Here is a 22,843-nt window from a genome sequence, read left to right on the forward strand (position 1 = left end):
GATGATTTCACGCCGCTGACCTGATCAGACCGACGCGATCGCGCCCGCGGTGTTTCGCACTGTATAAAGCTTGATCCGCGCGGTCGATCAGCTCTGCCGCGATGGCCGAGGCATCAAGTGGGGCGGGGAAGGCGTCGCCGGTTTCAGGCTGTGCGGTACATAGCCCGATGCTGATCGTGGCATGGATAGGCTGCGCGCTGGCGGGGATGGCAAATGGCGTCGTGCGGTAGGCTTCGCATATGCGTTTGGCCATACGGGTGGCCTCTGCCTCTGTGATGCCCGGGAGGATGAGTAAAAATTCCTCCCCTCCGATGCGGGCGGCAACGTCGAGCGGGCGCAGGCATGATTTCAACCGGCGTGCTGTCTCGATCAACACGGCGTCCCCCGAGGCGTGGCCGAAAGCGTCATTCACGCGTTTGAAGTGGTCTATGTCTGCCAGCATCACGGCCAGCGATATCCCTTTGCGGCGGGTGCGCACGGCCAGCCGCGCGACCTCTGACAGGGCGTGCCGGCGGTTGTAGATTCCTGTCAGCGGATCAAAAACCGCTTCGCGCAGGCGCGTATCGACATCACGCCGGATCGTGTCACCCTGCTGTTTGCGCGCCAGGAGCCCGGTCAGCCGCAGCGAAAGTTCATCGATATCAAAGCCATGCTGCATCAGGTCGTCGGCCCCCAGATCCAGCGCATGGGCGGCACCGGCGGGGTGGGGGCGCGATTGGAGCACAAGAATACCGCAGTGCCGCGTCGTCGTATTCGCCCGCAGGGTCGAGATCAGGCGCAGTTGCGCCTCGTCGCGCGTCTCGACACCGGTCAGGGTCAGGATGAAGACATCGGGCAGCGCGTTCTGCCTAATACCGGTCAAAGCGTCGCGGATGGTCGTCTGGCTGACAGCCCCCCGCAGGCGTTTGCGTAGCTGGGTGACATGCACCTGTGTCTCTGCCTTGTCATGGCTGACGATCTGGAATGTGCCCGGGCGGGTGAAGGTGGCGGCGGTTTCTTCCAGCCCGAGCGGGGGGCACATCGCGTCCCGCATGGCCGTGGGGCTGACCCCATGACCCGCGCGTATCATACTGCGCACCCGTCCCAGAAACAGCTTGTCGCAGACAGGTTTGACCATTGCTTCCTGTGCGCCATTCGCCAGCAGGTGCAAACACAGCGCCGCGCCACCGCCATCGGCCAAGGCAAAGACAGGTATCCGTGATGTCCGCGGCGACCCCGCGAGCATGGTGCATAGGTCCGTCGCATCCTGCCCGTCCAGATGATACGCCGTGATGACCAAATCAGGGCCCGACCGGCGCGAGATGTCGACCGCCTGGGCCACGGTGGACGCCTGCCATACCTCGTAGGAGGCGGACGTGAGTTTGGTTTTCAACGCGATGCGGTTGGTCGCAACCGTATCCACAATCAGGACTTTACCGGGCACTTGTCTTCATTCTCCACTCACGTGTAACTGGCTTAAGCGCCCTTTGTTGCCGTGATTGGTTAACAAAGGGTTTCGTTTGAGAAACCGTGATGGAAATTAATATGATGAAGCTAGATGCCGCCGAGACGGTCGCCCTGCAGGCATTGGCCTGGCTGGCCGCGAACGAAGATCTGATGCCCACCTTTATGGGATCAACGGGCGCATCTGCCGAAGACCTGCGCACGCAGGCCGGTGATCCGGTGTTTCTTGGCGCAGTGCTGGATTTCATCATGATGGATGACGCCTGGGTCACGGGGTTTTGCGATACGGTGAACATCCCTTACGACCGTATCATGCAAGCCCGTCAGTCGCTTCCGGGTGGCGCGCAGATGAATTGGACCTGAAAATGATCAAAGCGCTACTGTTCGATAAAGACGGAACCCTGTTCGACTTCGCCGCCACATGGGAGGCATGGGCCAATGCCTTCCTGACCCGGATCAGCAAGGGCGACGGAGAGAGAGCGGCTTTGCTGGGGCAGCAGATCGGCTTTGATTACCGAACGCAGAGATTCTCGCCCGACAGTATCGTTATTGCGGGCACACCGGGGGAGGTCGTAGATGCGCTGGCCCCCCATGTGGCCGAGATGGCGAAGAAGGATCTCTTGGACCTGCTGAACCACGAGGCCGAAAACGCCCCTCAGGCAGAGGCGGTGCCGCTGGTTGCCTTGCTAGAGGCGTTCAAGGCACGCGGGCTGGTGCTTGGCGTCGCCACCAATGACGCCGAGGCGCCCGCCCGTGCGCATTTGGGCGGCGCGGGGGTGACCGGATATTTTGACTTTATCGCCGGTTTCGATAGCGGGCACGGTGCAAAGCCCACGCCGGGGCAGCTCTTGGCGTTTGCCAAAGCCGTGGGGGTGGACCCGTCGGAAGTCGCGATGATCGGGGATAGCCTGCACGATATGGCGGCGGGCCGTGCGGCGGGTATGGCCTGCGTTGCGGTGCTGACGGGGCTGGCCACACGTCAGGACCTGGAAGGGGCCGCCGATGTGGTTCTGCCCGACATCGGCCATCTGCCCGCGTGGCTGGACGGGCAGAGGCATGACCCGCAGGGCTGACAGCTAGATGGCATTTAAGACAAAACCAAAGCGCATTCCGCCGCGGCGGTGGTTTAGCCTTCGGTCTTTGTTAACTCCCATCCGCGATCTTCCCCGTGAAACGGCGGAAAGGGGCGCGATGCACGGGCTGATCAACCATACGATCCAACGGTTCGTGCTGGATAGCTTTGGCCACCGTGTCTGGGCGCAGGTCGCCCTGCGCGCCGATCTTTGTGCCGTTATGGGCACGGCGGATTTCGAACCGATGCTCACCTATGATGATGCCATCACGCCGCGGGTTATCAACCGCCTGTCTGCCGTGATGAAACGCGCGATCCCCGATCTTCTGGAAGATCTGGGTGCCTGGCTTGTGTCCAACCCCGACCGCGAAGGCGTGCGCCGCTTGCTCCGCTTTGGCGGCGACGATTTTGAAGAGTTCTTGCATTCGCTCAACGACTTGCCCGAACGGGCCACCCTCGCCGTGGAAGACCTGCAACTGCCCCAGATGGAGGTCGCGCAGCTTGATGACTGGCGCTTTACGCTGACCTGTCGCGGGAAGGTGCAAGGCTTTGGCTATGTGATGATGGGCGTGATGCGGGTGATTGCGGATGATTATGGCACATTGGCCCTGCTCGATTGCAAAGCCGCCCCACCGGAGGGGGAGGTGATTACCGTCACGATTATTGACCGGCACTACGCGCAGGGGCGCAGCTTTGATCTGGGTGCGCGCGGGTGACAGGTGGGGCAGCCTATGAGGCGGCATTGAATGTGCTATGCCCGATGCATGTGATCGTGCAGCCCTGCGGACGTATCCGGCATGTGGGCCCCACCATCCACAAACTGCGCCATCGTGGCACTTGGATCGGGAGCAATTTTTTCGACCAGTTTGTCATGCGCCGACCGAATATGGCCGACAGTATTGCGCAAGTCCGCCCAATGGCGGGGCGCAAGCTGCATCTGGCGTTGCATGACCGGCCCGAGCAGATTTTTAAAGGGGTTCTGGTCCCGCTGCCTTGTGGCACCGAACAGATGGAAAGCTCGGAAACCGACTGTCTGATAAACCTGTCATTCGGGATATCGATCCTGAACGGTGTGCGCACCCATCGTCTGAGCAATGCCGATTTCGCGCCGACCGACCTTGCGGTCGAGATGCTTTATCTGATGGAGGCAAAGTCGGCGGCGATGGCGGCATCGCGTGCGCTGAACCAGAAGCTTGAGGTCGCAAAGATCGCGGCGGAGGAACAAGCGTTTACCGATACGCTGACTGGCTTGAAAAACCGGCGCGCGATGGATCACGTGCTGTCGCGGCTTATCGCGGGGAACAAGGGGTTTGCCGTGATGCAGATCGATCTGGATTACTTCAAGGCGGTGAACGATAGCCTGGGCCATGCGGCGGGGGATCACGTGTTGCAAACCGCGGCCCGGATCATGGTGGAGGCAACAAGGGACATCGACACCGTCGCCCGCGTCGGCGGTGACGAATTTACCCTGCTTCTGCCTGGGGTTGCCGGCAGCGCGCATCTGGCACAGGTCGCCGAACGGATTATCACGCGACTGGAACAGCCGATCAAATTTGATGGCGCGGCGTGCCAGATTTCCGCCAGCATCGGCAGCATATGGGTCAAAGCGGGGCAGGACGCCGTGGCCGAGGATGTCCTGTCGGACGCCGATGCGGCGCTTTACCGCTCTAAGCAAGCCGGGCGTGCGCGGCACACGGTGCACGGTGAAACTGTGCCAGACGCCATGCAGAAGCGGAGGGAGAAACCACACGCGCTGCAGTAGATGACGGCGGGCGCTGGGCGTGCTGGCTTTGGTACGCGTCATAATTGCGGGGCCTTTAGATCTGCGGGCGTTCAATCTGCGCAATGCTTCAAGATTGTGCAGCTTGCCTCAAAATGCGCCGCAGGGGGCTGCGGCGACAGGATTATGGGGGCACCGCTTTTGGCTGCTCGTCACACGGGCGCGGCTGCGTTAGGGTTTTGGGAAAGGATATTCAGGCAAGGCAGGACATCATGACGGACAGTGCCCGTTCTCTCGGCTCTCGGCTCAGCGCGGTGTTGGCAGAGGTCTATCCCGATCTGGATGCCGACATCCTTTCCAGCATGGTGCTTGATGCCTTCTGGCCCGAGGGGACAACCCGCCGCAAAAGAGGCCGGATTGCCGGCAATACGCTTTGGTCGGAACGTGACGCGCTGCTGATCACCTATGGCAACTCAATCGTGGACGGGGCGCATAAGCCGCTGGATTTGTTGAACGACTTCTTGCACCGCTACCTGCGCGGTACATTGAACAGCGTGCATATTCTGCCGTTCTTCCCTTATACCTCTGACGACGGGTTTGCCGTGTCCGATTTTCGCGCGGTGAACCCGCAGCTTGGGGATTGGCCTGATATCAACCGCATCGCCGCCGATTTCACGCTGATGTCCGATCTGGTGTTGAACCATGTGTCGAGCCAGGGGAACTGGTTCAACGCCTACCGTCAGGGGCAGGCCCCCTATGACAAGTTCTTTTTCGAAGCCTCGCCGCAGGATGATCTACGCGAGGTGGTGCGCCCGCGCACGACGCCGCTGTTGCAAGAGGTAGAGACTTCAAGCGGCCCGCGCCACGTCTGGTGCACTTTCAGCCATGACCAGATCGACCTTGATTTCCGCAACCCCGAGGTGCTGCTTGAGTTTTTGCGGATCATCCGCCTGCATGTGGATAATGGCGTGCAGATCATCCGGCTGGATGCGGTGGCGTTCTTGTGGAAGCAGATCGGCACCCCGTCGATCCACCTGCCGCAAACCCATGCGATTATCCGGCTGATGCGGTTGCTGTGCGACTATGCGCCGGAAAAGATCATCCTGCTGACCGAAACCAATGTGCCCAAGGCTGAAAACCTCAGCTATTTCGGGGCAGGGGACGAGGCTCATGCGATCTATAATTTCCCGCTGCCGCCGCTGATCTTGCATGCGATGATGTCGGGCAATGGGGCGCATCTACGGCGCTGGCAGCGCACGATGCCGCCAGCACCTATGGGCTGCGCCTATCTGAACTTCACCGCCAGTCACGACGGGATCGGCATGCGCCCCGCCGAAGGGTTGTTGCCCGAGGATGAAAAACAACAGGTCATTGATACGGTTTTACAGGTCGGCGGTTTGGTATCGATGCGCAGCCTGCCCGACGGCGGGCAAAGCCCGTACGAGCTGAACACGACCTTTTACGATGCGCTGTCGCGGACGTTTAAGGGCGAGGATGACCATCATCATGCGCGGTTCATCTGTTCGCAGACCATCGTCATGTCGCTGGAGGGGATACCCGCCTTCTACATCCACGCCATGCTGGCGACGCCCAATGATCACGCGCAGGTCGAACATCGCGGGATGAGCCGCGCGATCAACCGACACCGCTGGGATTATCCGAGCTTGCGCGACCGGCTGGCAGATACGTCCAGCGCGCAGGCGCGCGTTTTGGGCGATCTGTCGGCGCGGCTAAAGGTGCGGCAGAAGCAAAAGGCGTTTCATCCCAATGCGACGCAATTCACCGTGAACCTGCAAGATGACCGCGTGTTCGGCGTGTGGCGCCAAAGTCTGGACCGCAAACAGTCAATCTTTGCGCTGCACAACGTCAGCGACGCCTCTGTCGCGATTTCGGCGGCGGCGCTAAACCTGATCGAGGATCAACCCTGGCAGGACCTGATCAGCGGTGATTTGATTGACGCCAGCGCGGATCATATCACGCTGGCCCCCTATCAATGCATGTGGATCACCAACCGGTTCTGACCCCGCCGCCCGCGCCGCCCTCAGCTAGTTGTATTCGGCGTCATCCGCCGCGGCGGCCTCGCGCAGATTGGCAAGGAACTCGGGCGCGGCGGCGTGGACGCGGTTCCACGTGGGGATAAAGGGGGTCTCGTGCGGGTTATCGAGAAAGAAGTGTCCCGCCCGCATGATATTCTCGGTGAAAAGCTCGATCGCGCGTTCTTCCTTGTGGCGGTCAATGCTGAGCCCGTTCATTTTGGCGTCGTTGTAATAGGCATCCAGCAGGTCTAGCGCACAGCGATAATAGGTCGCCTTGAGCGTGCGAAAGACATTGGGCGTGAACACGGTGCCGTCTGCCGCAAGCTTGCGGAAAATCGCCTTGCAGATGTCGGTGGACATGCGGTTCAACCCCGCATCGGCGTCGGCCTCGCTCAGATCTTGGTGCTTGTGGTCATAGTCGTCGGCGATTTCGACCTGACAGACCGATTTCGGCGCGAGGTTGCGCCATGCCTCTGACAGCACGCCGATCTCCAGCCCCCAGTCGGAGGGGATGCGCAGATCGGGCAAGATATTGGTGCGCATGGCAAATTCACCCGAGAGCGGATAGCGGAAGGCGCGCAGGTAATCGATATAGTCACGGTCGCCCACGACCTTTTTCAGCGCGATCAGCAGCGGGCTGACCAGCAGCCGCGTGACCCGCCCGTTCAGCTTGTCGCTGCCCACCCGCGCGTAATAGCCTTTGGCGACCTGATAGGGGAAATTCGCATTGGCGACAGGATAGATCAGCCGCGCCAGCAGGTCGTTGGTATAGGTCACGATATCGCAATCATGGATCGCCATCACCGCGCTGTCCTGACAGGCGATCAGATAGCCGAGCGAGGACCAGACGTTCTTGCCCTTGCCTTGTTCGGCGGGGGCGAGGCCCATGTCTTTGAGCTGCGCGCCAAGCGCCAGCATCCGCGGGCTGTCGTTCCAGATCACGATGTGATTCTGGTTAAGGCCCTTGAAGAACTCTTTCGCATGGCGGAACTGTGCCTCGTCCGCGCGGTCCAGACCGATGATGATGCGGTGCAGATAGGTGACCTTGGACAGCTCGGCCAGAATGCGGGGCATCGCCTCTGTCTCTAGCTCGGAGTAGAGACAAGGCAGGATCAGCGCCATTTTGCGGGTCTGGGCAAACGTCTCGAGCTCGTAGGTCATTTCGTCCAGCGAGCGGGTGCGCAGATTGTGCAGGGTCGCGATATTCCCGTTTTGATGAAAATCAGCCATGCTTTGTCATTCCTTAGGTTAGGTTAAGCCGCGCGATCAGGTCCAGCACGGCACCGTTCCATCCGGCAGGGCCGGGGAGCGTGGTGCGGGTGATCCGGCCGGTGTCCTCACCGGGCAGCGGGGGCAGGGGGTCGCGGTGCGGGTTGGCGACAATGACGCCAAACTCGGCTGCTTGCAGCATTTCTATGTCATTGGGGGCATCGCCAAGCGCCAGCGTATGGCGCGGCGCAAAGGCATCGGTCAGCGCGGCCATCTGGTCGGCTTTGGTGCGCCCGTAGGAGAGGGTCAGAAACCGCCCCCCTTCGCGGGCATGGATACCGTGATCGTGCAGGGCGTCGATAAATGCGCCGCGCAACTCGGCGCTGCCCGACCAGATGCCGGGTTCGGAAAAGGCCCGCTCTGCCGCGTTGGCGGCGTCATTATGCGACAGGCCGGTGATCTGTGCGATCTGCGCCACGGTCATATCGCCGAACCCGCAAAACGGGTCGCGCAGATCGGCGGGCAGGCTGTCGAGCGCGTGGCGCAGGCGCACGTAACTGTCCGTTTTGGGCATGTCAGTGCTGTCGGGCGGTAAAATACCGGCACCGTTTTCGATGATCGCGGGGCAGTGATCCCATGCCAGTTCGGCGCGAATCTCTGCGATCTCGGGCGCGGTTTTCGAGCTCGCCAACACCACTGCGGCCCCGATATTGCGCAACGCGTCCAAGGCCGGTGTGGCCGCATCCCAGCGATAGGAACTATGTGACAGCAACGTGCCATCAAGGTCGGTAAACACCAGCAGGGGTAAAGACATAGCCATAGATCAAGCGTGTGGTGCGGGACCGATTGTTGCAACTGGGCACAGGTGTTCATCGCGCGGTTTGCATTGTTTTTCTAGCTTTTGCCTAAAAAATGTGCAGAAACTGGACTGCGTGGATGCGCACGTATAAATAGAATCACATGGGCGCGTTCGGGGGGAGGGTCCGGTGTAAAAGAGGTCAGGTGACGTCGCGACCAAGGGCTCTGTTTTCACTCTGACAATAATTTTTATTGTTGACGTAAACAAAGTTGCGCGACAGTCTGAGCGCCAAGATACGCCAAAGCGTGCTTCGGGGGATTATTTGTCAACAACTGCGATACAGGCGGCGGCGCTTTCGCCGCCAGAGGGATTAGGCGACCGCATGCGGATGCAGCGTCATCGGATGGCGATGACATTGCAGCAGCTGTCGTCGGCCTCCGGTGTGTCGGTGGGCTATCTGAGCCAGGTGGAACGTGGCAACGCGACACCGACGCTTGGCACGCTGAGCCAAATCGCCGCCGCGCTTGACGTTGATGCGGATTTTTTCGTGCGGACCCCGCGCACGGTCGACAGCCTGACCCGCGGTGCCGCACGGCCCCGTTTCGCGGTGGCAGGATCGTCGATTGAATATGAACAGATCGGTGCCGAACGCGCGGGCCACGAGATGACATCCTATGTGATGAACGTGCCGCCCGGCTATGAATCCGAAACGGTGACCCATGTTGGCGAAGAGATCATCTATATCCTTGAGGGTGAGATCTCGCAGATGGTTGGCGAACGGGAGTATCTGATGACGGCGGGCGACAGCCTGCATTATCTGGGTACCACGCCCCATTGCTGGGCCAACAGGACAGACCGGCAGGCCCGCATCTTATGGGTCGGTCGCATGAAATACGATAAGTCCGGGGAAATCGGACAGAGTGAGGCCGCGCCGGCAGAGAGCTCGCGCGAAATGTTACCCCTCAGGCGTTAACCCTATCGCCCTCATCGGCCCAGAGAGGCCGTGGGGAGATAACACTTTACCAACTAGGAGAGTAAATCGAATGTCTTTCAAGAATATCATGGCCACGGGCCTGCTGCTGAGCACGCTTGGCGTTGCGGCGCAGGCGCAGTCGCTGGTCTATTGCTCGGAAGGGTCGCCAGAAGGCTTTGACCCGGCCCTATATACCGCAGGCACGACCTTTGATGCGTCCAGCCACCCGATCTACAACCGCTTGGCGGAATTCAAGGTCGGCACCACCGAAACCATTCCCGCGCTGGCCGAAAGCTGGGACGTGTCCGAAGACGGCAAGACCGTAACGTTCAAGCTGCGCAAAGGCGTCAAGTTTCACAGCAACGCCCAGTTCACGCCCACGCGCGATTTTAACGCCGATGACGTGATCTTTAGCTTTGAGCGTCAGGGCAACGCCGACAACCCCTACAACCAAGTATCGGGTGGCACCTGGGAATACTACGGTGCGATGTCGATGCCTGATCTGATCGAAAGCATCGAAAAAGTTGACGATTACACCGTTCAGTTCAACCTGACCCGCGCCGAAGCGCCGATCATTGCGAACATGGCAATGGACTTTGCTTCGATCGTGTCCAAGGAATATGCCGACGCGATGCTGGAAGCCGGCACGCCGGAAATGCTGAACCAGGCACCTATCGGTACCGGCCCGTTCACCTTCCAAGCCTACCAGAAAGACGCCGTGATCCGTTACGTGCGCAACGACGAATACTGGGGTGACCCGGCGAAAGTCGAAGCGTTGATCTTTGCGATCACACCGGACGCCTCCGTGCGCTACCAGAAGGTACAAGCGGGCGAATGCCACGTCATGGCCTATCCGAACCCTGCGGACGTGCAGGCGATGAAAGACGCCGAAGATGTCGTCGTGATGGAGCAAGAGGGCCTGAACGTGGGCTATCTGGCGTACAACACGCAGATGCCTCCGTTCGACAACGCCAATGTGCGTAAAGCCTTGAACATGGCGATCGACAAGCAAGCGATCATCGACGTAGTGTTCCAGGGCTCCGGCGAAATCGCCAAGAACCCGCTGCCGCCGACAATGTGGTCTTATAACGATGCGATCGAGGATGACAAATACGATCCGGAAGCCGCGAAAGCCGCGCTGGAAGCCGAAGGCGTATCCGACCTGACGCTGAAAATCTGGGCGATGCCGGTCCAGCGTCCCTATAACCCCAATGCCCGCCGTATGGCCGAGCTGATGCAGGAAGACTTCTCGAAGGTCGGTGTCGACGTAGAGATCGTGTCCTACGAATGGGGTGAATACCTTGAGCGTTCCAAAGCGAAAGACCGCGATGGTGCCGTTCTGCTGGGTTGGACAGGTGACAACGGTGACCCCGACAACTTCCTCGCGGTTCTGCTGGGCTGTGACGGCGTAGAGAAATCCAACCGCGCACAATGGTGCAACGAGGAATTCGACGCGCTGGTTCAGGAAGCCAAGGTTCTGCCAACACAAGAAGAGCGTGCGCCGCTGTATGAAAAAGCGCAGGAAATCTTCAAGGACCAAGCCCCTTGGGCCACCATCGCGCATTCGGTTGTTTACATGCCAATGCGCCCCGAAGTTGAAAACTATGTTGTGCACCCGCTGGGTGGCCACATCTTCAACCAGGTTGGCCTGTCGCAATAACAGCGATGACAAAGCAATGGGGACGGTGCATGTCGCGCCGTCCCTTCCTCTATTCTAGGCCCCGGCCACGTTAACGAAAGGCACAAGCCCCCGTGTCAAAGAACCTCTCTCAACGTCTTGCCGACTATGCCGCTGTGGCCGCCGATCTGGGCGTCGATGCCGTGGCGCTGGTGCCCGGGCCCAATTTCTCGCGCGCTGTCGGCCAAAGCTTCATGAGCCACGAACGCCCCTTTGTTCTGGTGATCCCTGCGGATAAACCTGCGGCGGTGCTCTTGCCGAACCTTGAACTGGGCAGCTGGGACACGGTCGGCTTTGACGGCGCGGTGTTTGATTGGCGCGACCAGACCGGCTATGCCGATGCATTTGCCGCGCTGACGCAGCATTTGGGGATCTCGTCGCTGGCGGTCGAAGGGCAGGTGATGCGCGTCTTCGTGCACCATGCGTTCAAAGACGCACAGCCCGATCTTACCATCACCGATGCCGAGCGCGAAATCTCTGCCCTGCGGATGATCAAAACCCCCGAGGATATCGCCGCCCTGCGCGCGGCGATCGGCATTTCCGAACGCGCCCTTCAACGCACGCTGGACAGCGTCAAGATCGGCCAGAGCGAGAAGCAGATCGAGCAGACGCTGGTGCAGGCGCTTTTCGCGGAAGGGGCGGATGACCTGTCCTTTGGTCCCATCGTGGCCGCCGCGGATGGCTCGGCCCGCCCCCATGCCCATGCGCGCGAGGATTACGCGGTCAAGGCGGGCGATGCGCTGCTGCTGGACTTTGGCGCGCGCAAGAACGGCTTTGCCGCCGACATCACCCGCACCGTTTTTCTGGATCACGTCACCGACGAGGGGCGCGATGTCTATGACACCGTGCTGCGCGCCAATATGGCAGGGCTTGCCGTGACGCGCGCGGGGGTGACCGCGCATGACATCGACGATGCCGTGATCTCTGTGCTGGAAGCCTCGCCCTATGGGGACCGCATCCGCACCAAGACCGGCCACGGTCTGGGCCGCGAGGTCCACGAGGCCCCCTATATCATGCGGGGCAACCACATGACTTTACCAGCCGGAACGGTTTACACCAATGAACCCGGCCTCTACGACATCGGAAATTTCGGCGTGCGCATCGAGGATGACGTGCTGATTACCGACGACGGCTATGAAACGCTGACCAACTTCCCCAAAGAGCTGATGGTGATAAAATGCTGAACTATGTTCTGGGACGACTGCTGACGTTCATCCCGACCTTTATCGGGGTGACGCTGATCTCCTTCGGGTTTATCCGCGCGCTGCCGGGCGACCCCATCCAAGTGATGGCGGGCGAACGCGGCATCTCTGATGAACGCTATGCCCAACTGGCCAAACAATTCGGCTATGACCAGCCGATCTATGTGCAATTCTGGGATTATCTGACCGGCGTGCTTCAGGGCGATCTGGGCAATAGCTTTGTCACCAAGCGCCCGGTGTTCGACGAATTCTTTACGCTCTTCCCAGCCACGCTTGAGCTGGCGGTCTGCGCGATGATCTTTGCCATCGCCCTTGGCCTTCCGGCGGGGGTGATTGCGGCGGTGAACCGGGGCAAGTTCTTTGACCGGGCGCTGATGTCCACGGCGCTGGTTGGCTATTCGATGCCGATCTTCTGGTGGGCGCTGCTGCTGATCATCGTCTTTTCGGGCAACCTGCAATGGACGCCTGTGTCGGGGCGGATTGATCTGCTGTATTACTTCCCCAACCCCACCGGCTTTATGCTGATTGACAGTCTGGCGTCGGGTCAGAAGGGGGCGTTCCTGTCAGCGGTGCGCCATCTGGTTCTGCCAACCATTGTGCTGGGGACAATCCCGCTGGCCGTGATCGCACGCCAGACGCGGTCGGCCATGTTGGAGGTTCTGGGCGAGGATTACATCCGCACCGCCCGCGCCAAGGGCATGTCTCCGGGGCGGATCAACGGCATCCACGCCCTGCGCAACGCGCTGATTCCCGTGATCACCGTGATTGGTCTGTCGGTCGGCACATTGCTGGCCGGTGCGATCCTGACCGAAACCATCTTTAGCTGGCCGGGCATCGGCAAGTGGATGGTCGATAGTATTTTCCGCCGCGATTACCCCGTGGTTCAGGGCGGGCTGCTGCTGATTGCTGTGATGGTGATGGTCGTGAACCTGACCGTCGACATGCTTTACGGCGTCATCAACCCCAAAATCAGAAAGCGATAACATGGACGACGCACTCTCTGCCGAAGCCGCAATGGTCCAGGAACGTCCGGGCCGCTTGCGCGAATTCTGGTTCTACTTCCGCGAAAACCGCGGCGCTGTCATCGGGCTGTGGATCTTCGCGGTCTTTGCCTTTCTGGCCCTGTTCGGCCCGTGGGTCGCCCCCCATGACGCGACAGAGCAATTCCGCGCCGCCACCCTACAGCCCCCCGCGTGGCAAGAGGGCGGCACCTGGACCCATATCCTGGGCACCGATCCGCTCGGGCGCGATATGCTGTCGCGTCTGATTGTGGGCGCGCGTTATTCCTTCTTTGTGGGGGTCGTCGTTGTCTCTATCGCGGCGACCGGCGGGATCATCATCGGTCTGATCGCGGGCTTTGCGCCTAAATGGGTCGATAGCATCATCATGCGTGTCATGGATATTGTGCTGGCGTTCCCGTCCCTGCTGCTGGCGTTGGTGCTGGTGGCGATCCTCGGGCCGTCGCTGACCAACGCGATGATCGCCATCGCGATTGTGTTGCAGCCCCACTATGTGCGCCTGACCCGCGCCAGCGTGCTGTCGGAACGTCAGAAAGATTACGTGACCTCGGCCCGCGTGGCGGGGGCAGGGATCTTGCGGCTGATGTTTGTCACCGTGCTGCCCAACTGCCTTGCGCCGATCATCGTGCAGGCCGCGCTGTCATTCTCGACCGCGATCCTTGATGCCGCGGCCTTGGGCTTTCTGGGGATGGGGGCGCAGCCGCCCACGCCTGAATGGGGCACCATGCTGGCCGAAGCACGCGAGTTCATCCTGCGCGCCTGGTGGGTCGTGACCTTCCCCGGCGTGGCGATCCTTGTGACCGTGCTGGCGATCAACCTCATGGGTGACGGCCTGCGCGACGCGCTTGATCCGAAACTGAAACGGAGCTGAGCCATGACACTTTTGCGTATCAGAAACCTAAGCGTTGATTTCGCCACGACCTCGGGCAAGTTCCGGGCGGTGGACGGCGTCGACCAGGACGTGAACGAAAGCGAGATCCTCGCGATTGTGGGGGAAAGCGGGTCGGGTAAATCCGTGTCGATGCTGGCGCTGATGGGGCTGCTGCCCTGGACTGCTACCGTCACCGCGGACGAGCTGACCTTTGACGGGCACAACCTGCTGACGATGGACGCCAAGGCGCGTCGCAAGATCGTCGGCAATGATCTGGCGATGATCTTTCAGGAGCCGATGTCATCGCTCAACCCCTGTTTCACCGTGGGCTGGCAAATCCGCGAGGCCCTGCGGGTGCATCTTGGCATGGGCCGCCGCGAGCGTCAGAAACGCGCGATCGAGCTGTTTGAACAGGTCGGCATCCCCGATCCCGAAAAGCGCCTGTCGGCCTTCCCGCACCAGATGTCGGGCGGGATGAACCAGCGGGTGATGATCGCGATGGCGATTGCCTGCAAGCCCAAGCTGCTGATCGCCGATGAACCTACCACGGCGCTCGACGTGACCATTCAGGCGCAGATCCTCGATCTGCTCGCGTCCCTACGCGAGGAAACGGGCATGGGGCTGGTGTTGATCACGCATGACATGGGCGTGGTTGCGGAAACCGCCGAACGGGTCAGCGTGCAATATGCTGGCCAGAAGATCGAAGAGCAGCCGGTCATCCCGCTGTTTGACGCGCCGCACCACCCCTATACCTCGGCGCTGCTGGATGCGCTGCCAGAACGGGCGACTGAAAAGCGGCTGCCGACCATTCCGGGCGTGGTGCCGGGACAATTCGACCGCCCCGCAGGATGCCTGTTTTCGCCACGCTGCAAATTCGCCAACGCCAAATGCAAGTCCGAAGCGCCGCCCGCCTTGGGCGCTGATCTGGGCTATGCGCGTTGTTTCTACCCCTTGAACACAGACGAAAGGGTCGCATCATGACCGCACCTGTGATGACTGCAACGGCGCTGGAGCGTCACTATGAAGTCGGCGGCGGGCTGTTTCGCAAGCCGCGTACGCTCAAGGCCGTGGGCGGGCTTGATTTCGCGCTCTATCCGGGCAAAACGCTGGCCGTCGTAGGCGAAAGCGGCTGTGGGAAATCGACCTTGGCGCGGATGGTCACGATGATCGAAGACCCGACCGCCGGATCGCTGACACTGGATGGCAAACCCGTGGTCCGCGAAGACTGGGCATCGCTGCGCAAATCAGTGCAGATCGTGTTCCAAGACCCCTATGGCTCGCTCAACCCGCGCCAGCGGATCGGCGCGATCCTCGAGGAACCTCTCAAGATCAACCGCCCCGACATGAGCAGCAAGGAGCGTACCGCCAAAGCGCGCGAGATGCTCGGTCTGGTGGGCTTGCGGCCTGAACATTTTGACCGCTATCCGCATATGTTTTCCGGCGGGCAACGCCAGCGGATCGCGATTGCGCGGGCGTTGATGTTGGACCCCAAAGTGCTAGTGCTGGACGAGCCTGTGTCCGCGCTGGACCTGTCGATCCAGAGCTCGGTGCTGAACCTGTTGGTCGATCTGCAGGAACGACTGCAATTGGCTTATCTGTTTATCTCCCATGACCTGAGCGTTGTGCGTCACGTGGCGGATGAGGTGATCGTCATGTATCTGGGGCGCGCGGTCGAACGCGGTAGCCGCGATGATGTGTTCGGTGCGCCGTTCCACCCCTATGCCAAGGCGCTGCTGTCGGCCACGCCCCAAGCGGACCCACGCGGCGCGAAAGAGCGGATCAAGCTGCAAGGCGAACTGCCATCTCCACTGGCGATCCCCGATGGCTGCCCCTTTGCGCCACGGTGCTGGAAAGTGCGCGACAAATGCCGCGCCATGCGGCCCGAACTGCCGCAGGGGCACCATGCCGCGGCGTGTTTCTTTCCTGAAAACGGTGGCACCCCGGCCTAGGGCCGGGGGCGTCGTCGTTTATCTCGCGCGCGGGTCAGATCAACTGGCGCTTGCGTCGGCGCAAAGCTGCAGCCCGGCGCGCACATGGTCGCGGCGCGAGACGTGGCTGGCCGTCAGACCCTGGGCGGCAAGCCCGCGTGCATAGAGCGGGGCGAGGGGGCTGTCGGACAGGATGACCACCTCGCGGCCCAGCCAATAGGCGCGGGCACCGGCCAGCTCTAGCCCGATCAACAAACCCATCAACCGTGACCAGCCTGCGTCCGTCGTGGGGCCGTCGATGGTGGCTTGCGCCGAAATCTCGGCCAGCGCGGTGGCAAAGATTTGCGGGCGAGCCATGACATCATTCACGGCGGCGTCGAAAGTATCCTCATCCAACCCACCACCGAGAACCGCCTTGGATAGCGGGGCTGTAGCCGACAACTGCGTGGCCATCATGGGGGTGAGAAAACTTTGAAAACTGACGACCTCGCGGGCGCTGATGTGGGCCCATGTGGACTGCGCATCAAGGCAACAGATCACCCCGTCAAACTCGGGCGCTGCCTGAAGGTAGCCCGCAATCGCCGTCTCGGCCCCTTGCATGATCTGGGGTGGGTTGGCCTGTTTCAGGCCGGGCACCGCGCGTAGTTCCAGCCGCGGGTCATCAGCCTTCAGTGCAAGCACCCCGCCCAAGGGCTCTGCCGGAATGGGGCGCAGGCTGCTGGCGGGCAGGGCAGGCAGCCCCGCGACGATCACCGGCAAACGCTGTTGGTCCGACAGATAGGGCGACAGCAAATCCGTAAGGGCGGCGACAAAGCCGTCTTCCGCAGGCAAGGCAGCGACCGGCCCGTCGGCCTGCGCCAGCACATCGCCGCGTGGATCATGCACCCACAGATGCATATGCCCATCCGCGACATCGACCCCGATCCACGCGGGGCTTGCACCGCTCACGCGCGGGGGCCTGTGAAGAGGGGAATGGTGAAGTAGGGGGTGCCGATCATGGGGTGTCTCCTTGCCTGAGCCGCGTCTTGTCGCGCGGTCGTGTAGAAATCGGGTTGCATCAAAGCGCGCAATCGCGCTCTATTACGCGATCAACAATAAACATAACGGGAGTTCCTCTGCCATGAAAGTTCTTGCAGCAACCACCGCGCTTACCCTGTCCCTTGCCAGCAGCCTTGCTGCCGCAAGCTGTGACGAGATCACCTTTTCCGACGTAGGTTGGACCGACATCACCGCGACCACTGCCGCGACCACCGTCGTGCTGGACGCTTTGGGCTATGAGACAGACGTTAAAATCCTTTCCGTTCCAGTGACCTACACGTCGATGGCCGCAGGCGACGTGGATGTGTTTCTTGGCAACTGGATGCCCACGATGGAGGCGGACATCGCCCCCTACCGCGAGGATGGCAGCGTTGACACAGTGCGCGCGAACCTGACTGGCGCGAAATACACGCTGGCCGTGAATAAAGCCGCCGCTGATATGGGGATCAAGAATTTTGCCGATATCGCCGCCAATGCAGACGCGCTGGACGGTCAGATCTATGGCATCGAGCCGGGCAATGACGGCAACCGCCTGATCCAGTCGATGATCGACGACAACGCCTTTGATCTTGCCGAGTTCGAGGTCAAGGAATCCTCGGAGCAGGGGATGCTGGCACAGGTCAAACGCCTGTCCGCCAAGGGCGAGCCTATCGTCTTCCTTGGTTGGGAACCGCACCCGATGAACGCGAACTTTGATCTGACCTATCTGGAAGGCGGGGACGATTTCTTTGGCCCCGATCTGGGCGGTGCGACCGTGCACACAAACACCCGCGCCGGTTTTGTCGAGGAATGCCCCAACGTGGGCAAGCTGCTGACCAATCTGGAATTCACCCTCGCCATGGAGAACGAGATCATGGGGGCCATTCTGGATGACGGCGAAGAGCCCCGCGATGCGGCGACGGCCTGGATCAAGGCGAACCCTGATGTGCTCGACACATGGCTGGACGGCGTGACCACCGTGGACGGTGGCGACGCGATGGCGGCCGCCAAGACCATCGTCGAGTAATCCACCCTTAGGATGTGAAAAGGGCCTGCCATCGGGCGGGCCCTTTTTGCCATCATCGCATGATACCAGCCTCCGGAGGTTCCCATGAACTGGCTCACCGATAACAAGATCCCGATTGATGACGCCGCAGAGGCGGTTTTTGATTGGCTGCTGATCAACGCCGGTTGGCTTTTCGACGGGCTGGCCGTCGCGATGGAGTGGTTGATTGACGCGATCCTCTGGGTGCTGCAAACGCCACATCCGCTGATCGTTATCGCTGTCTTCGGCGCGTTGACCTGGGCGATCCAGCGCAACTGGAAAACCCCGCTGCTGATCGTGTTGGGGTTTTTGTTCATCCTCAATCAGGATTACTGGGAAGAAACCACCGAAAGCCTGACGCTGGTGCTTTCGGCCTGTGTGGTCTGCATGGGCGTCGGCGTTCCCATCGGCATCGCCGCGGCGCATCGACCGCGCATGTATCGCTATATGGCACCGGTGCTGGACCTGATGCAGACGCTGCCCACCTTCGTCTATCTTATTCCCGCGATTGTCTTTTTCGGCATCGGCATGGTGCCGGGGCTGATCGCGACGGTGATCTTTGTCCTGCCTGCGCCGATCCGGTTGACGCAGCTTGGTATCGCGTCCACCCCCAAGGCGCTGCTTGAGGCCGCGCAGGCTTTTGGCGCGAAGCCCAGCCAGACCCTGTGGAAAATCGAACTGCCCTATGCGCTGCCGCAGATCATGACCGGTCTGAACCAGACCATCATGCTGTCGCTGTCGATGGTGGTGATCGCGGCCCTCGTGGGGGCGGATGGCCTTGGCGTGCCGGTGGTGCGCGCGCTTAATCAGGTGAACACGGGGCTTGGCTTTGAATCGGGGCTGATCATCGTCGTGGTCGCCATCATGCTGGACCGGATGCTACGGGTGACACGTAAATGAGCGATCAAATGACCAACCCCGCAAACGCCGTCGAATTCGACAATGTGTCCATCGTCTTTGGCCCGAAACCGGCCAAGGCGTTGCCCTTGATGGATGCCGGACAAGACCGTGCCGAAATCGAAGCCGAGACAGGGCAGATCCTCGGGGTGCATAACTGCACGCTTGACGTCAAACAGGGCGAGATTCTTGTGCTGATGGGCTTGTCCGGCTCTGGCAAATCCACCTTGCTGCGCGCGGTCAACGGTTTGAACCCGTTGGTGCGTGGATCGGTGCGGGTGCATGATGGCGACTGGAGCTGTGACGTCACCGCCAGCTCTGCCGCTGATCTGCGCCGCGTGCGCCGCGAATGTGTGTCGATGGTGTTCCAGCAGTTCGGATTGCTGCCGTGGCGCACGGTGCGCGACAACGTGGCGCTTGGGCTGGAACTGGCCGATGTCCCCAAACGCGAACGGCTTGAACGGGCCGAGGCGCAGCTTAGGCTTGTCGGTCTGGCCGATTGGGCCGACCGCAAGGTCAGCGAGCTGTCGGGCGGGATGCAGCAACGGGTGGGACTGGCCCGCGCCTTTGCCACCGAAGCCCCGATCCTGCTGATGGACGAGCCTTTCTCGGCCCTTGATCCACTGATCCGCACCCGGCTGCAGGACGAGCTGCTTGATCTGCAGCGCGAGTTGAAACGCACGATCATCTTCGTCAGCCACGATCTGGACGAAGCCTTCAAACTGGGCGGGCGCATCGCGATTATGGAGGGCGGGCGCATTGTGCAATGCGGCACCCCGCGCGAGATTTTCTCGAACCCCGCGTCGGACTATGTGGCGGAATTCGTGGCCAATATGAACCCGCTTGGCGTGCTGACGGCCCGCGATGTGATGGGCCCGCCCGCCGCGACATCGGGCGGGGCCGTCGCCGCCGAGACGCCGGTGGCCGAGCTGATTGGCAAGATCGGCGATGATGCGCAGGCGATCCCCGTGGTCGAGGACGGAGAGACGATCGGCACCGTGACCGCAGGCAGTATCGTATCGCGCTTGCAGTCCGAATGATGCTTTGACCTCAGGCGCTTGGCGGGTCATCACTACGCCACAGGACCGCTCAGCGCAGGGGATGACAGGATGACGGATCAGGAAAGCTCGGGCCGCCAGAGCAATGCGCTTGGCGTGGCAGGTGTGCTTTTTGCAGGCACCGTCTGGGGCACCACCGGCACCGCCGCGACCTTTGCCCCTGACGTGAGTGCTGCGGCGATCGGTGCCGCGGCGATGGGGATCGGCGGCATCGGGCAGGCGCTGCTGGCGCTGCGGGGCATCGCCCATGCGCGTGCGCAACTTTGGCAGCAGCGTGGGTTGCTGCTGCTGGGGGCCTTGGCGGTGATGATCTATCCGCTGGCGTTCTATGGCTCCATGCGGTTGGCGGGGGTGACCATCGGGACAGTGGTCACCATCGGCACCGCGCCCTTGTTTGCCGCGCTGATCGAATATGTGATGGAACGTTCCTTGCTTACCCTTCGGTGGAGCCTTGGCGCGCTGGCGGGCGTGGCGGGCATGGTGCTGATCTGTCTGGCCGAGGGCGGGCATGGGGCCGTGGGGGGCACCAATGTGCCGCTTGGGGTCGTGCTGGGTCTGCTCGGCGGGTTTACCTATGCGCTTTATAGCTGGACGGCGCGCGCGATGATGCTGCGCGGCCTGCGGTCTTCGGTGGCTATGGGTGCCACCTTTGGACTGGGCGGGCTGATGCTGATGCCTGTGCTGTTGGCGACTGGCGGCCCGCTGCTGGCCTCGTGGGGGAACGCGACGGTCGGGCTTTATATGGCGTTTGTGCCGATGTTTCTGGGCTATATCTGTTTCGGCTACGGGCTGTCGCGGGTGCGGGCGAGTACGGCCACGACCCTGACGCTGATCGAGCCGGTGGTCGCAGCACTGCTGGCCGTTGTCGTGGTGGGCGAACGCTTACCCCCCCTTGGCTGGGCGGGCGTCGGGCTGGTTGTGCTTTGCCTGCTGGTGCTGACCGTGCCCACGGGGCGGGGCGCGCAGCCGGTGGCTCCGATCCCGCCCAAGTAGTATCGGATTCGACTGACGCAGCGACATGGGTAAAATTCTTGCGCTTTTGCTACCTACATCGCGACGTTTTGGTCTAGAAGCATCGCCAAGCCGCCCCATGCCCCGCCATGGCCCCGATAGATTGCAATGACGACCTTACCAAAAAGGACCGCCACAGATGAGCGCCACAGCCCGCAAGACCGCCCCCATGCCGACGGATATTCTGGCCCGCAAAGGGGGGGCTCCGCTGGTGAGCCTGACCGCCTATACCACGCCGATGGCGCAAGTGATGGATGGCATCTGCGATTTCGTGCTTGTGGGCGATTCAGTGGGGATGGTGCTGCACGGGCTGCCCTCGACGCTTGAGGTCACGATGGAGATGATGATCCTGCACGGTCAAGCGGTGCGGCGCGGGCTGACCCAGTCGATGCTGGTGATCGATATGCCCTTCGGCAGCTACGAGCAAAGCCCGGCCCAAGCCTTTGAGAATGCGGCACGCTTGATGCGTGAAACCGGTGCCGGTGCGGTCAAGCTTGAAGGCGGCGAGGTGATGGAAGACACCATCGCCTTCCTGACCAAACGCGGCATTCCGGTGATGGCGCATATCGGCCTGACGCCGCAGTCGATCCACACGCTTGGCGGGTACAAGGTGCAGGGGCGCGGTGCGGCGGCCACGCAGCTGTTGGCCGATGCGCAGGCGGTGACGCGGGCAGGGGCCTTTGCCGTGGTGCTTGAGAAAGTGCCGCAGGCTTTGGCGGACCAGATCACTGAAACGGTCGCCATTCCCACCATCGGCATCGGTGCGTCAGCACAATGCGACGGGCAAATTCTGGTGGTCGATGACATGCTGGGGCTGTTCACCGCCTTCAAGGCGAAATTCGTAAAACGCTACGCCCATCTGGGCGATGACGCAAAGGCCGCGGTGCAGGCCTATGCCGACGAGGTCACGGCGCGATCCTTCCCCGGACCCGAGCATGTATTTTCTGACGAGGTTTCCAAAACATGACACCCGAAATTATCCGCACGCTGGTTGAACTGCGCAGCAAGGTCGCCGGATGGAAAGCCGCGGGCGAAAGCGTCGCCGTGGTGCCGACCATGGGCGCGCTGCATCAGGGGCACCTGAGCCTCGTGCGGGCCGCAAAAGAGGCGTGCGACCGTGTGATCGTGACGATCTTCATCAACCCCAAACAATTCAACAACCCTGAGGACTACAAGAACTACCCCCGCACCGAGGAAGAGGACGCGCGCAAGCTGATCGCGCTGAAGGCGGATGTCGTCTATGTGCCAGATGGGGATCAGATGTACCCCAATGGTTTCGCGACAACTGTGTCGGTCGAAGGCATCACCCAAGGGCTGTGCGGGGCGCATCGGGCAGGGCATTTCGACGGCGTGGCCACCATCGTGACCAAACTCTTTACCCAGACCCAGGCGGACAAGGCGTTCTTTGGCGAAAAGGATTATCAGCAGCTTCAGGTGGTGACCCGTCTGGCGCGTGATCTGGACCTGCCGATAGAGGTGATCGGCTGCCCCACCATCCGCGAGGAAGACGGTCTGGCCATGTCCTCGCGCAACCTGCTGCTGTCGGATCGCGCCCGCACCTGGGCCCCCGAACTTCACCGCGCGATGGAGGAGATGTCAGAGGGGCTGCTTGCCGGTGGCGATCTGGAAACGCTCCGCGCTGCGGCAGTGTCGCGGGTGGAACGTGCGGGCTTTACGCAGGTGGAATACCTTGACCTGCGATCTGCTGACCAGTTGGAGCTGATGACCACACCCAACCGCCCCGCACGTCTGTTGGCCGCCGCGTGGCTGGCCGGTGTGCGGTTGATCGACAATATCGCCGTCGGTTAAATCGCTCTGGAATATGCAAAAAAAGCGGGGCCCGCGAAGGCCCCGCTGATCGTTTG

The 22,843-nt window shown here is 61.4% G+C and carries 22 protein-coding genes; 18 read left to right on the top strand and 4 right to left on the bottom strand.

What is annotated here, in order from left to right:
- Positions 1 to 7 precede the first annotated feature (7 nt).
- Complete coding sequence (locus AADW22_RS06935; protein ID WP_407474548.1) at positions 8 to 1,423, bottom strand: diguanylate cyclase domain-containing protein; 1,416 nt, start codon at positions 1,421 to 1,423, stop codon at positions 8 to 10.
- A gap of 89 nt (positions 1,424 to 1,512) precedes the next feature.
- Here AADW22_RS06935 and AADW22_RS06940 point away from each other — a divergent pair, with 89 nt between their 5' ends.
- The 5 genes from AADW22_RS06940 (at position 1,513) to AADW22_RS06960 (ending at position 6,256) form a co-directional block, all read left to right on the top strand.
- Positions 1,513 to 1,806: a DUF3572 domain-containing protein gene (locus AADW22_RS06940; RefSeq protein ID WP_064216042.1), complete on the top strand. Its 294-nt coding sequence runs from the start codon at positions 1,513 to 1,515 to the stop codon at positions 1,804 to 1,806.
- Positions 1,807 to 1,808: 2 nt separating this feature from the next.
- Positions 1,809 to 2,516, top strand: a complete 708-nt coding sequence (locus AADW22_RS06945) for an HAD family hydrolase (protein WP_407474549.1) — start codon at positions 1,809 to 1,811, stop codon at positions 2,514 to 2,516.
- 118 nt (positions 2,517 to 2,634) lie between these two features.
- A complete protein-coding gene (locus tag AADW22_RS06950) occupies positions 2,635 to 3,231 on the top strand; it encodes a heme NO-binding domain-containing protein (RefSeq protein ID WP_005852486.1) in 597 nt (198 codons plus the stop codon).
- 44 nt (positions 3,232 to 3,275) lie between these two features.
- Complete coding sequence (locus tag AADW22_RS06955) at positions 3,276 to 4,277, top strand: diguanylate cyclase domain-containing protein (protein WP_407474583.1); 1,002 nt, start codon at positions 3,276 to 3,278, stop codon at positions 4,275 to 4,277.
- A 230-nt stretch (positions 4,278 to 4,507) separates the two neighbouring features.
- Positions 4,508 to 6,256, top strand: coding sequence for a sugar phosphorylase (locus tag AADW22_RS06960; protein WP_306285749.1), 1,749 nt, complete (start codon positions 4,508 to 4,510; stop codon positions 6,254 to 6,256).
- A 24-nt stretch (positions 6,257 to 6,280) separates the two neighbouring features.
- Here AADW22_RS06960 and AADW22_RS06965 read toward each other — a convergent pair whose 3' ends face one another.
- Both AADW22_RS06965 and AADW22_RS06970 read right to left on the bottom strand, forming a co-directional pair.
- Positions 6,281 to 7,501: a glycosyl transferase gene (locus AADW22_RS06965; RefSeq protein WP_005852492.1), complete on the bottom strand. Its 1,221-nt coding sequence runs from the start codon at positions 7,499 to 7,501 to the stop codon at positions 6,281 to 6,283.
- A gap of 13 nt (positions 7,502 to 7,514) precedes the next feature.
- A complete protein-coding gene (locus AADW22_RS06970; RefSeq protein WP_407474550.1) occupies positions 7,515 to 8,300 on the bottom strand; it encodes an HAD-IIB family hydrolase in 786 nt (261 codons plus the stop codon).
- Between the two features lie 361 nt (positions 8,301 to 8,661).
- On the opposite strand from AADW22_RS06970, the gene AADW22_RS06975 reads away from it, so the two are divergent.
- The 7 genes from AADW22_RS06975 to AADW22_RS07005 all read left to right on the top strand — a co-directional run bounded on the left by AADW22_RS06975 (position 8,662) and on the right by AADW22_RS07005 (position 15,971).
- The gene (locus AADW22_RS06975) at positions 8,662 to 9,252 is read left to right on the top strand and encodes a helix-turn-helix domain-containing protein (protein WP_005852495.1); all 591 of its coding nucleotides are present in this window, start codon (positions 8,662 to 8,664) and stop codon (positions 9,250 to 9,252) included.
- A gap of 70 nt (positions 9,253 to 9,322) precedes the next feature.
- On the top strand, positions 9,323 to 10,912 hold the full coding sequence (locus AADW22_RS06980) for an ABC transporter substrate-binding protein (protein WP_260005347.1): 1,590 nt from the start codon (positions 9,323 to 9,325) through the stop codon (positions 10,910 to 10,912).
- 92 nt (positions 10,913 to 11,004) lie between these two features.
- Complete coding sequence (locus tag AADW22_RS06985) at positions 11,005 to 12,114, top strand: M24 family metallopeptidase (RefSeq protein ID WP_407474551.1); 1,110 nt, start codon at positions 11,005 to 11,007, stop codon at positions 12,112 to 12,114.
- Positions 12,108 to 13,115, top strand: a complete 1,008-nt coding sequence (locus AADW22_RS06990) for an ABC transporter permease subunit (RefSeq protein WP_005852501.1) — start codon at positions 12,108 to 12,110, stop codon at positions 13,113 to 13,115. The genes AADW22_RS06985 and AADW22_RS06990 overlap by 7 nt, the downstream gene beginning before the upstream one ends.
- A 1-nt stretch (position 13,116) precedes the next feature.
- Positions 13,117 to 14,022 carry an ABC transporter permease subunit gene (locus AADW22_RS06995; RefSeq protein ID WP_074635644.1) on the top strand — a complete coding sequence of 302 codons (906 nt, stop codon included), beginning with the start codon at positions 13,117 to 13,119 and terminating at the stop codon, positions 14,020 to 14,022.
- 3 nt (positions 14,023 to 14,025) lie between these two features.
- Positions 14,026 to 15,003 carry an ABC transporter ATP-binding protein gene (locus AADW22_RS07000; protein WP_407474552.1) on the top strand — a complete coding sequence of 326 codons (978 nt, stop codon included), beginning with the start codon at positions 14,026 to 14,028 and terminating at the stop codon, positions 15,001 to 15,003.
- Entirely contained in the window at positions 15,000 to 15,971 is a 972-nt protein-coding gene (locus tag AADW22_RS07005; RefSeq protein ID WP_005852507.1) for an ABC transporter ATP-binding protein, read from the top strand. Before AADW22_RS07000 ends, AADW22_RS07005 begins: the two co-directional genes overlap by 4 nt.
- 39 nt (positions 15,972 to 16,010) lie before the next feature.
- On the opposite strand, the gene AADW22_RS07010 is transcribed toward AADW22_RS07005, so the two are convergent.
- The gene (locus tag AADW22_RS07010; protein WP_407474553.1) at positions 16,011 to 16,898 is read right to left on the bottom strand and encodes a 2-dehydro-3-deoxygalactonokinase; all 888 of its coding nucleotides are present in this window, start codon (positions 16,896 to 16,898) and stop codon (positions 16,011 to 16,013) included.
- A 172-nt stretch (positions 16,899 to 17,070) separates the two neighbouring features.
- Between AADW22_RS07010 and AADW22_RS07015 the strand changes: the two genes are divergently transcribed.
- From AADW22_RS07015 to panC, 6 genes are all read left to right on the top strand, one after another.
- Positions 17,071 to 17,994: a choline ABC transporter substrate-binding protein gene (locus AADW22_RS07015; protein ID WP_005852512.1), complete on the top strand. Its 924-nt coding sequence runs from the start codon at positions 17,071 to 17,073 to the stop codon at positions 17,992 to 17,994.
- Between the two features lie 84 nt (positions 17,995 to 18,078).
- Complete coding sequence (gene choW / locus AADW22_RS07020) at positions 18,079 to 18,912, top strand: choline ABC transporter permease subunit (RefSeq protein ID WP_009826591.1); 834 nt, start codon at positions 18,079 to 18,081, stop codon at positions 18,910 to 18,912.
- An 8-nt stretch (positions 18,913 to 18,920) separates the two neighbouring features.
- Positions 18,921 to 19,949 carry a choline ABC transporter ATP-binding protein gene (choV, locus tag AADW22_RS07025; RefSeq protein WP_278376556.1) on the top strand — a complete coding sequence of 343 codons (1,029 nt, stop codon included), beginning with the start codon at positions 18,921 to 18,923 and terminating at the stop codon, positions 19,947 to 19,949.
- 69 nt (positions 19,950 to 20,018) lie between these two features.
- Positions 20,019 to 20,960, top strand: a complete 942-nt coding sequence (locus tag AADW22_RS07030; RefSeq protein WP_407474554.1) for a DMT family transporter — start codon at positions 20,019 to 20,021, stop codon at positions 20,958 to 20,960.
- A 157-nt stretch (positions 20,961 to 21,117) separates the two neighbouring features.
- Positions 21,118 to 21,945: a 3-methyl-2-oxobutanoate hydroxymethyltransferase gene (panB, locus tag AADW22_RS07035; RefSeq protein WP_064216029.1), complete on the top strand. Its 828-nt coding sequence runs from the start codon at positions 21,118 to 21,120 to the stop codon at positions 21,943 to 21,945.
- Positions 21,942 to 22,787, top strand: a complete 846-nt coding sequence (panC, locus tag AADW22_RS07040; RefSeq protein ID WP_180829181.1) for a pantoate--beta-alanine ligase — start codon at positions 21,942 to 21,944, stop codon at positions 22,785 to 22,787. Before panB ends, panC begins: the two co-directional genes overlap by 4 nt.
- Positions 22,788 to 22,843: the final 56 nt, after the last annotated feature.

Origin of the sequence: Sulfitobacter sp. PM12 (genome assembly GCF_045586035.1) — a bacterium.
Lineage (GTDB): Bacteria > Pseudomonadota > Alphaproteobacteria > Rhodobacterales > Rhodobacteraceae > Sulfitobacter > Sulfitobacter pontiacus.

Bases quoted from the DNA above. Each gene is read 5' to 3' on its own strand.
- AADW22_RS06940 (WP_064216042.1), top strand. From the start codon at position 1,513: ATGGAAATTAATATGATGAAGCTAGATGCCGCCGAGACGGTCGCCCTG.
- AADW22_RS06945 (WP_407474549.1), top strand. From the start codon at position 1,809: ATGATCAAAGCGCTACTGTTCGATAAAGACGGAACCCTGTTCGACTTC.
- AADW22_RS06950 (WP_005852486.1), top strand. From the start codon at position 2,635: ATGCACGGGCTGATCAACCATACGATCCAACGGTTCGTGCTGGATAGC.
- AADW22_RS06955 (WP_407474583.1), top strand. From the start codon at position 3,276: ATGCATGTGATCGTGCAGCCCTGCGGACGTATCCGGCATGTGGGCCCC.
- AADW22_RS06960 (WP_306285749.1), top strand. From the start codon at position 4,508: ATGACGGACAGTGCCCGTTCTCTCGGCTCTCGGCTCAGCGCGGTGTTG.
- AADW22_RS06965 (WP_005852492.1), bottom strand. From the start codon at position 7,501: ATGGCTGATTTTCATCAAAACGGGAATATCGCGACCCTGCACAATCTG.
- AADW22_RS06970 (WP_407474550.1), bottom strand. From the start codon at position 8,300: ATGGCTATGTCTTTACCCCTGCTGGTGTTTACCGACCTTGATGGCACG.
- AADW22_RS06975 (WP_005852495.1), top strand. From the start codon at position 8,662: ATGCGGATGCAGCGTCATCGGATGGCGATGACATTGCAGCAGCTGTCG.
- AADW22_RS06980 (WP_260005347.1), top strand. From the start codon at position 9,323: ATGTCTTTCAAGAATATCATGGCCACGGGCCTGCTGCTGAGCACGCTT.
- AADW22_RS06990 (WP_005852501.1), top strand. From the start codon at position 12,108: ATGCTGAACTATGTTCTGGGACGACTGCTGACGTTCATCCCGACCTTT.
- AADW22_RS06995 (WP_074635644.1), top strand. From the start codon at position 13,117: ATGGACGACGCACTCTCTGCCGAAGCCGCAATGGTCCAGGAACGTCCG.
- AADW22_RS07000 (WP_407474552.1), top strand. From the start codon at position 14,026: ATGACACTTTTGCGTATCAGAAACCTAAGCGTTGATTTCGCCACGACC.
- AADW22_RS07005 (WP_005852507.1), top strand. From the start codon at position 15,000: ATGACCGCACCTGTGATGACTGCAACGGCGCTGGAGCGTCACTATGAA.
- AADW22_RS07015 (WP_005852512.1), top strand. From the start codon at position 17,071: ATGAAAGTTCTTGCAGCAACCACCGCGCTTACCCTGTCCCTTGCCAGC.
- choW (WP_009826591.1), top strand. From the start codon at position 18,079: ATGAACTGGCTCACCGATAACAAGATCCCGATTGATGACGCCGCAGAG.
- choV (WP_278376556.1), top strand. From the start codon at position 18,921: ATGACCAACCCCGCAAACGCCGTCGAATTCGACAATGTGTCCATCGTC.
- AADW22_RS07030 (WP_407474554.1), top strand. From the start codon at position 20,019: ATGACGGATCAGGAAAGCTCGGGCCGCCAGAGCAATGCGCTTGGCGTG.
- panB (WP_064216029.1), top strand. From the start codon at position 21,118: ATGAGCGCCACAGCCCGCAAGACCGCCCCCATGCCGACGGATATTCTG.
- panC (WP_180829181.1), top strand. From the start codon at position 21,942: ATGACACCCGAAATTATCCGCACGCTGGTTGAACTGCGCAGCAAGGTC.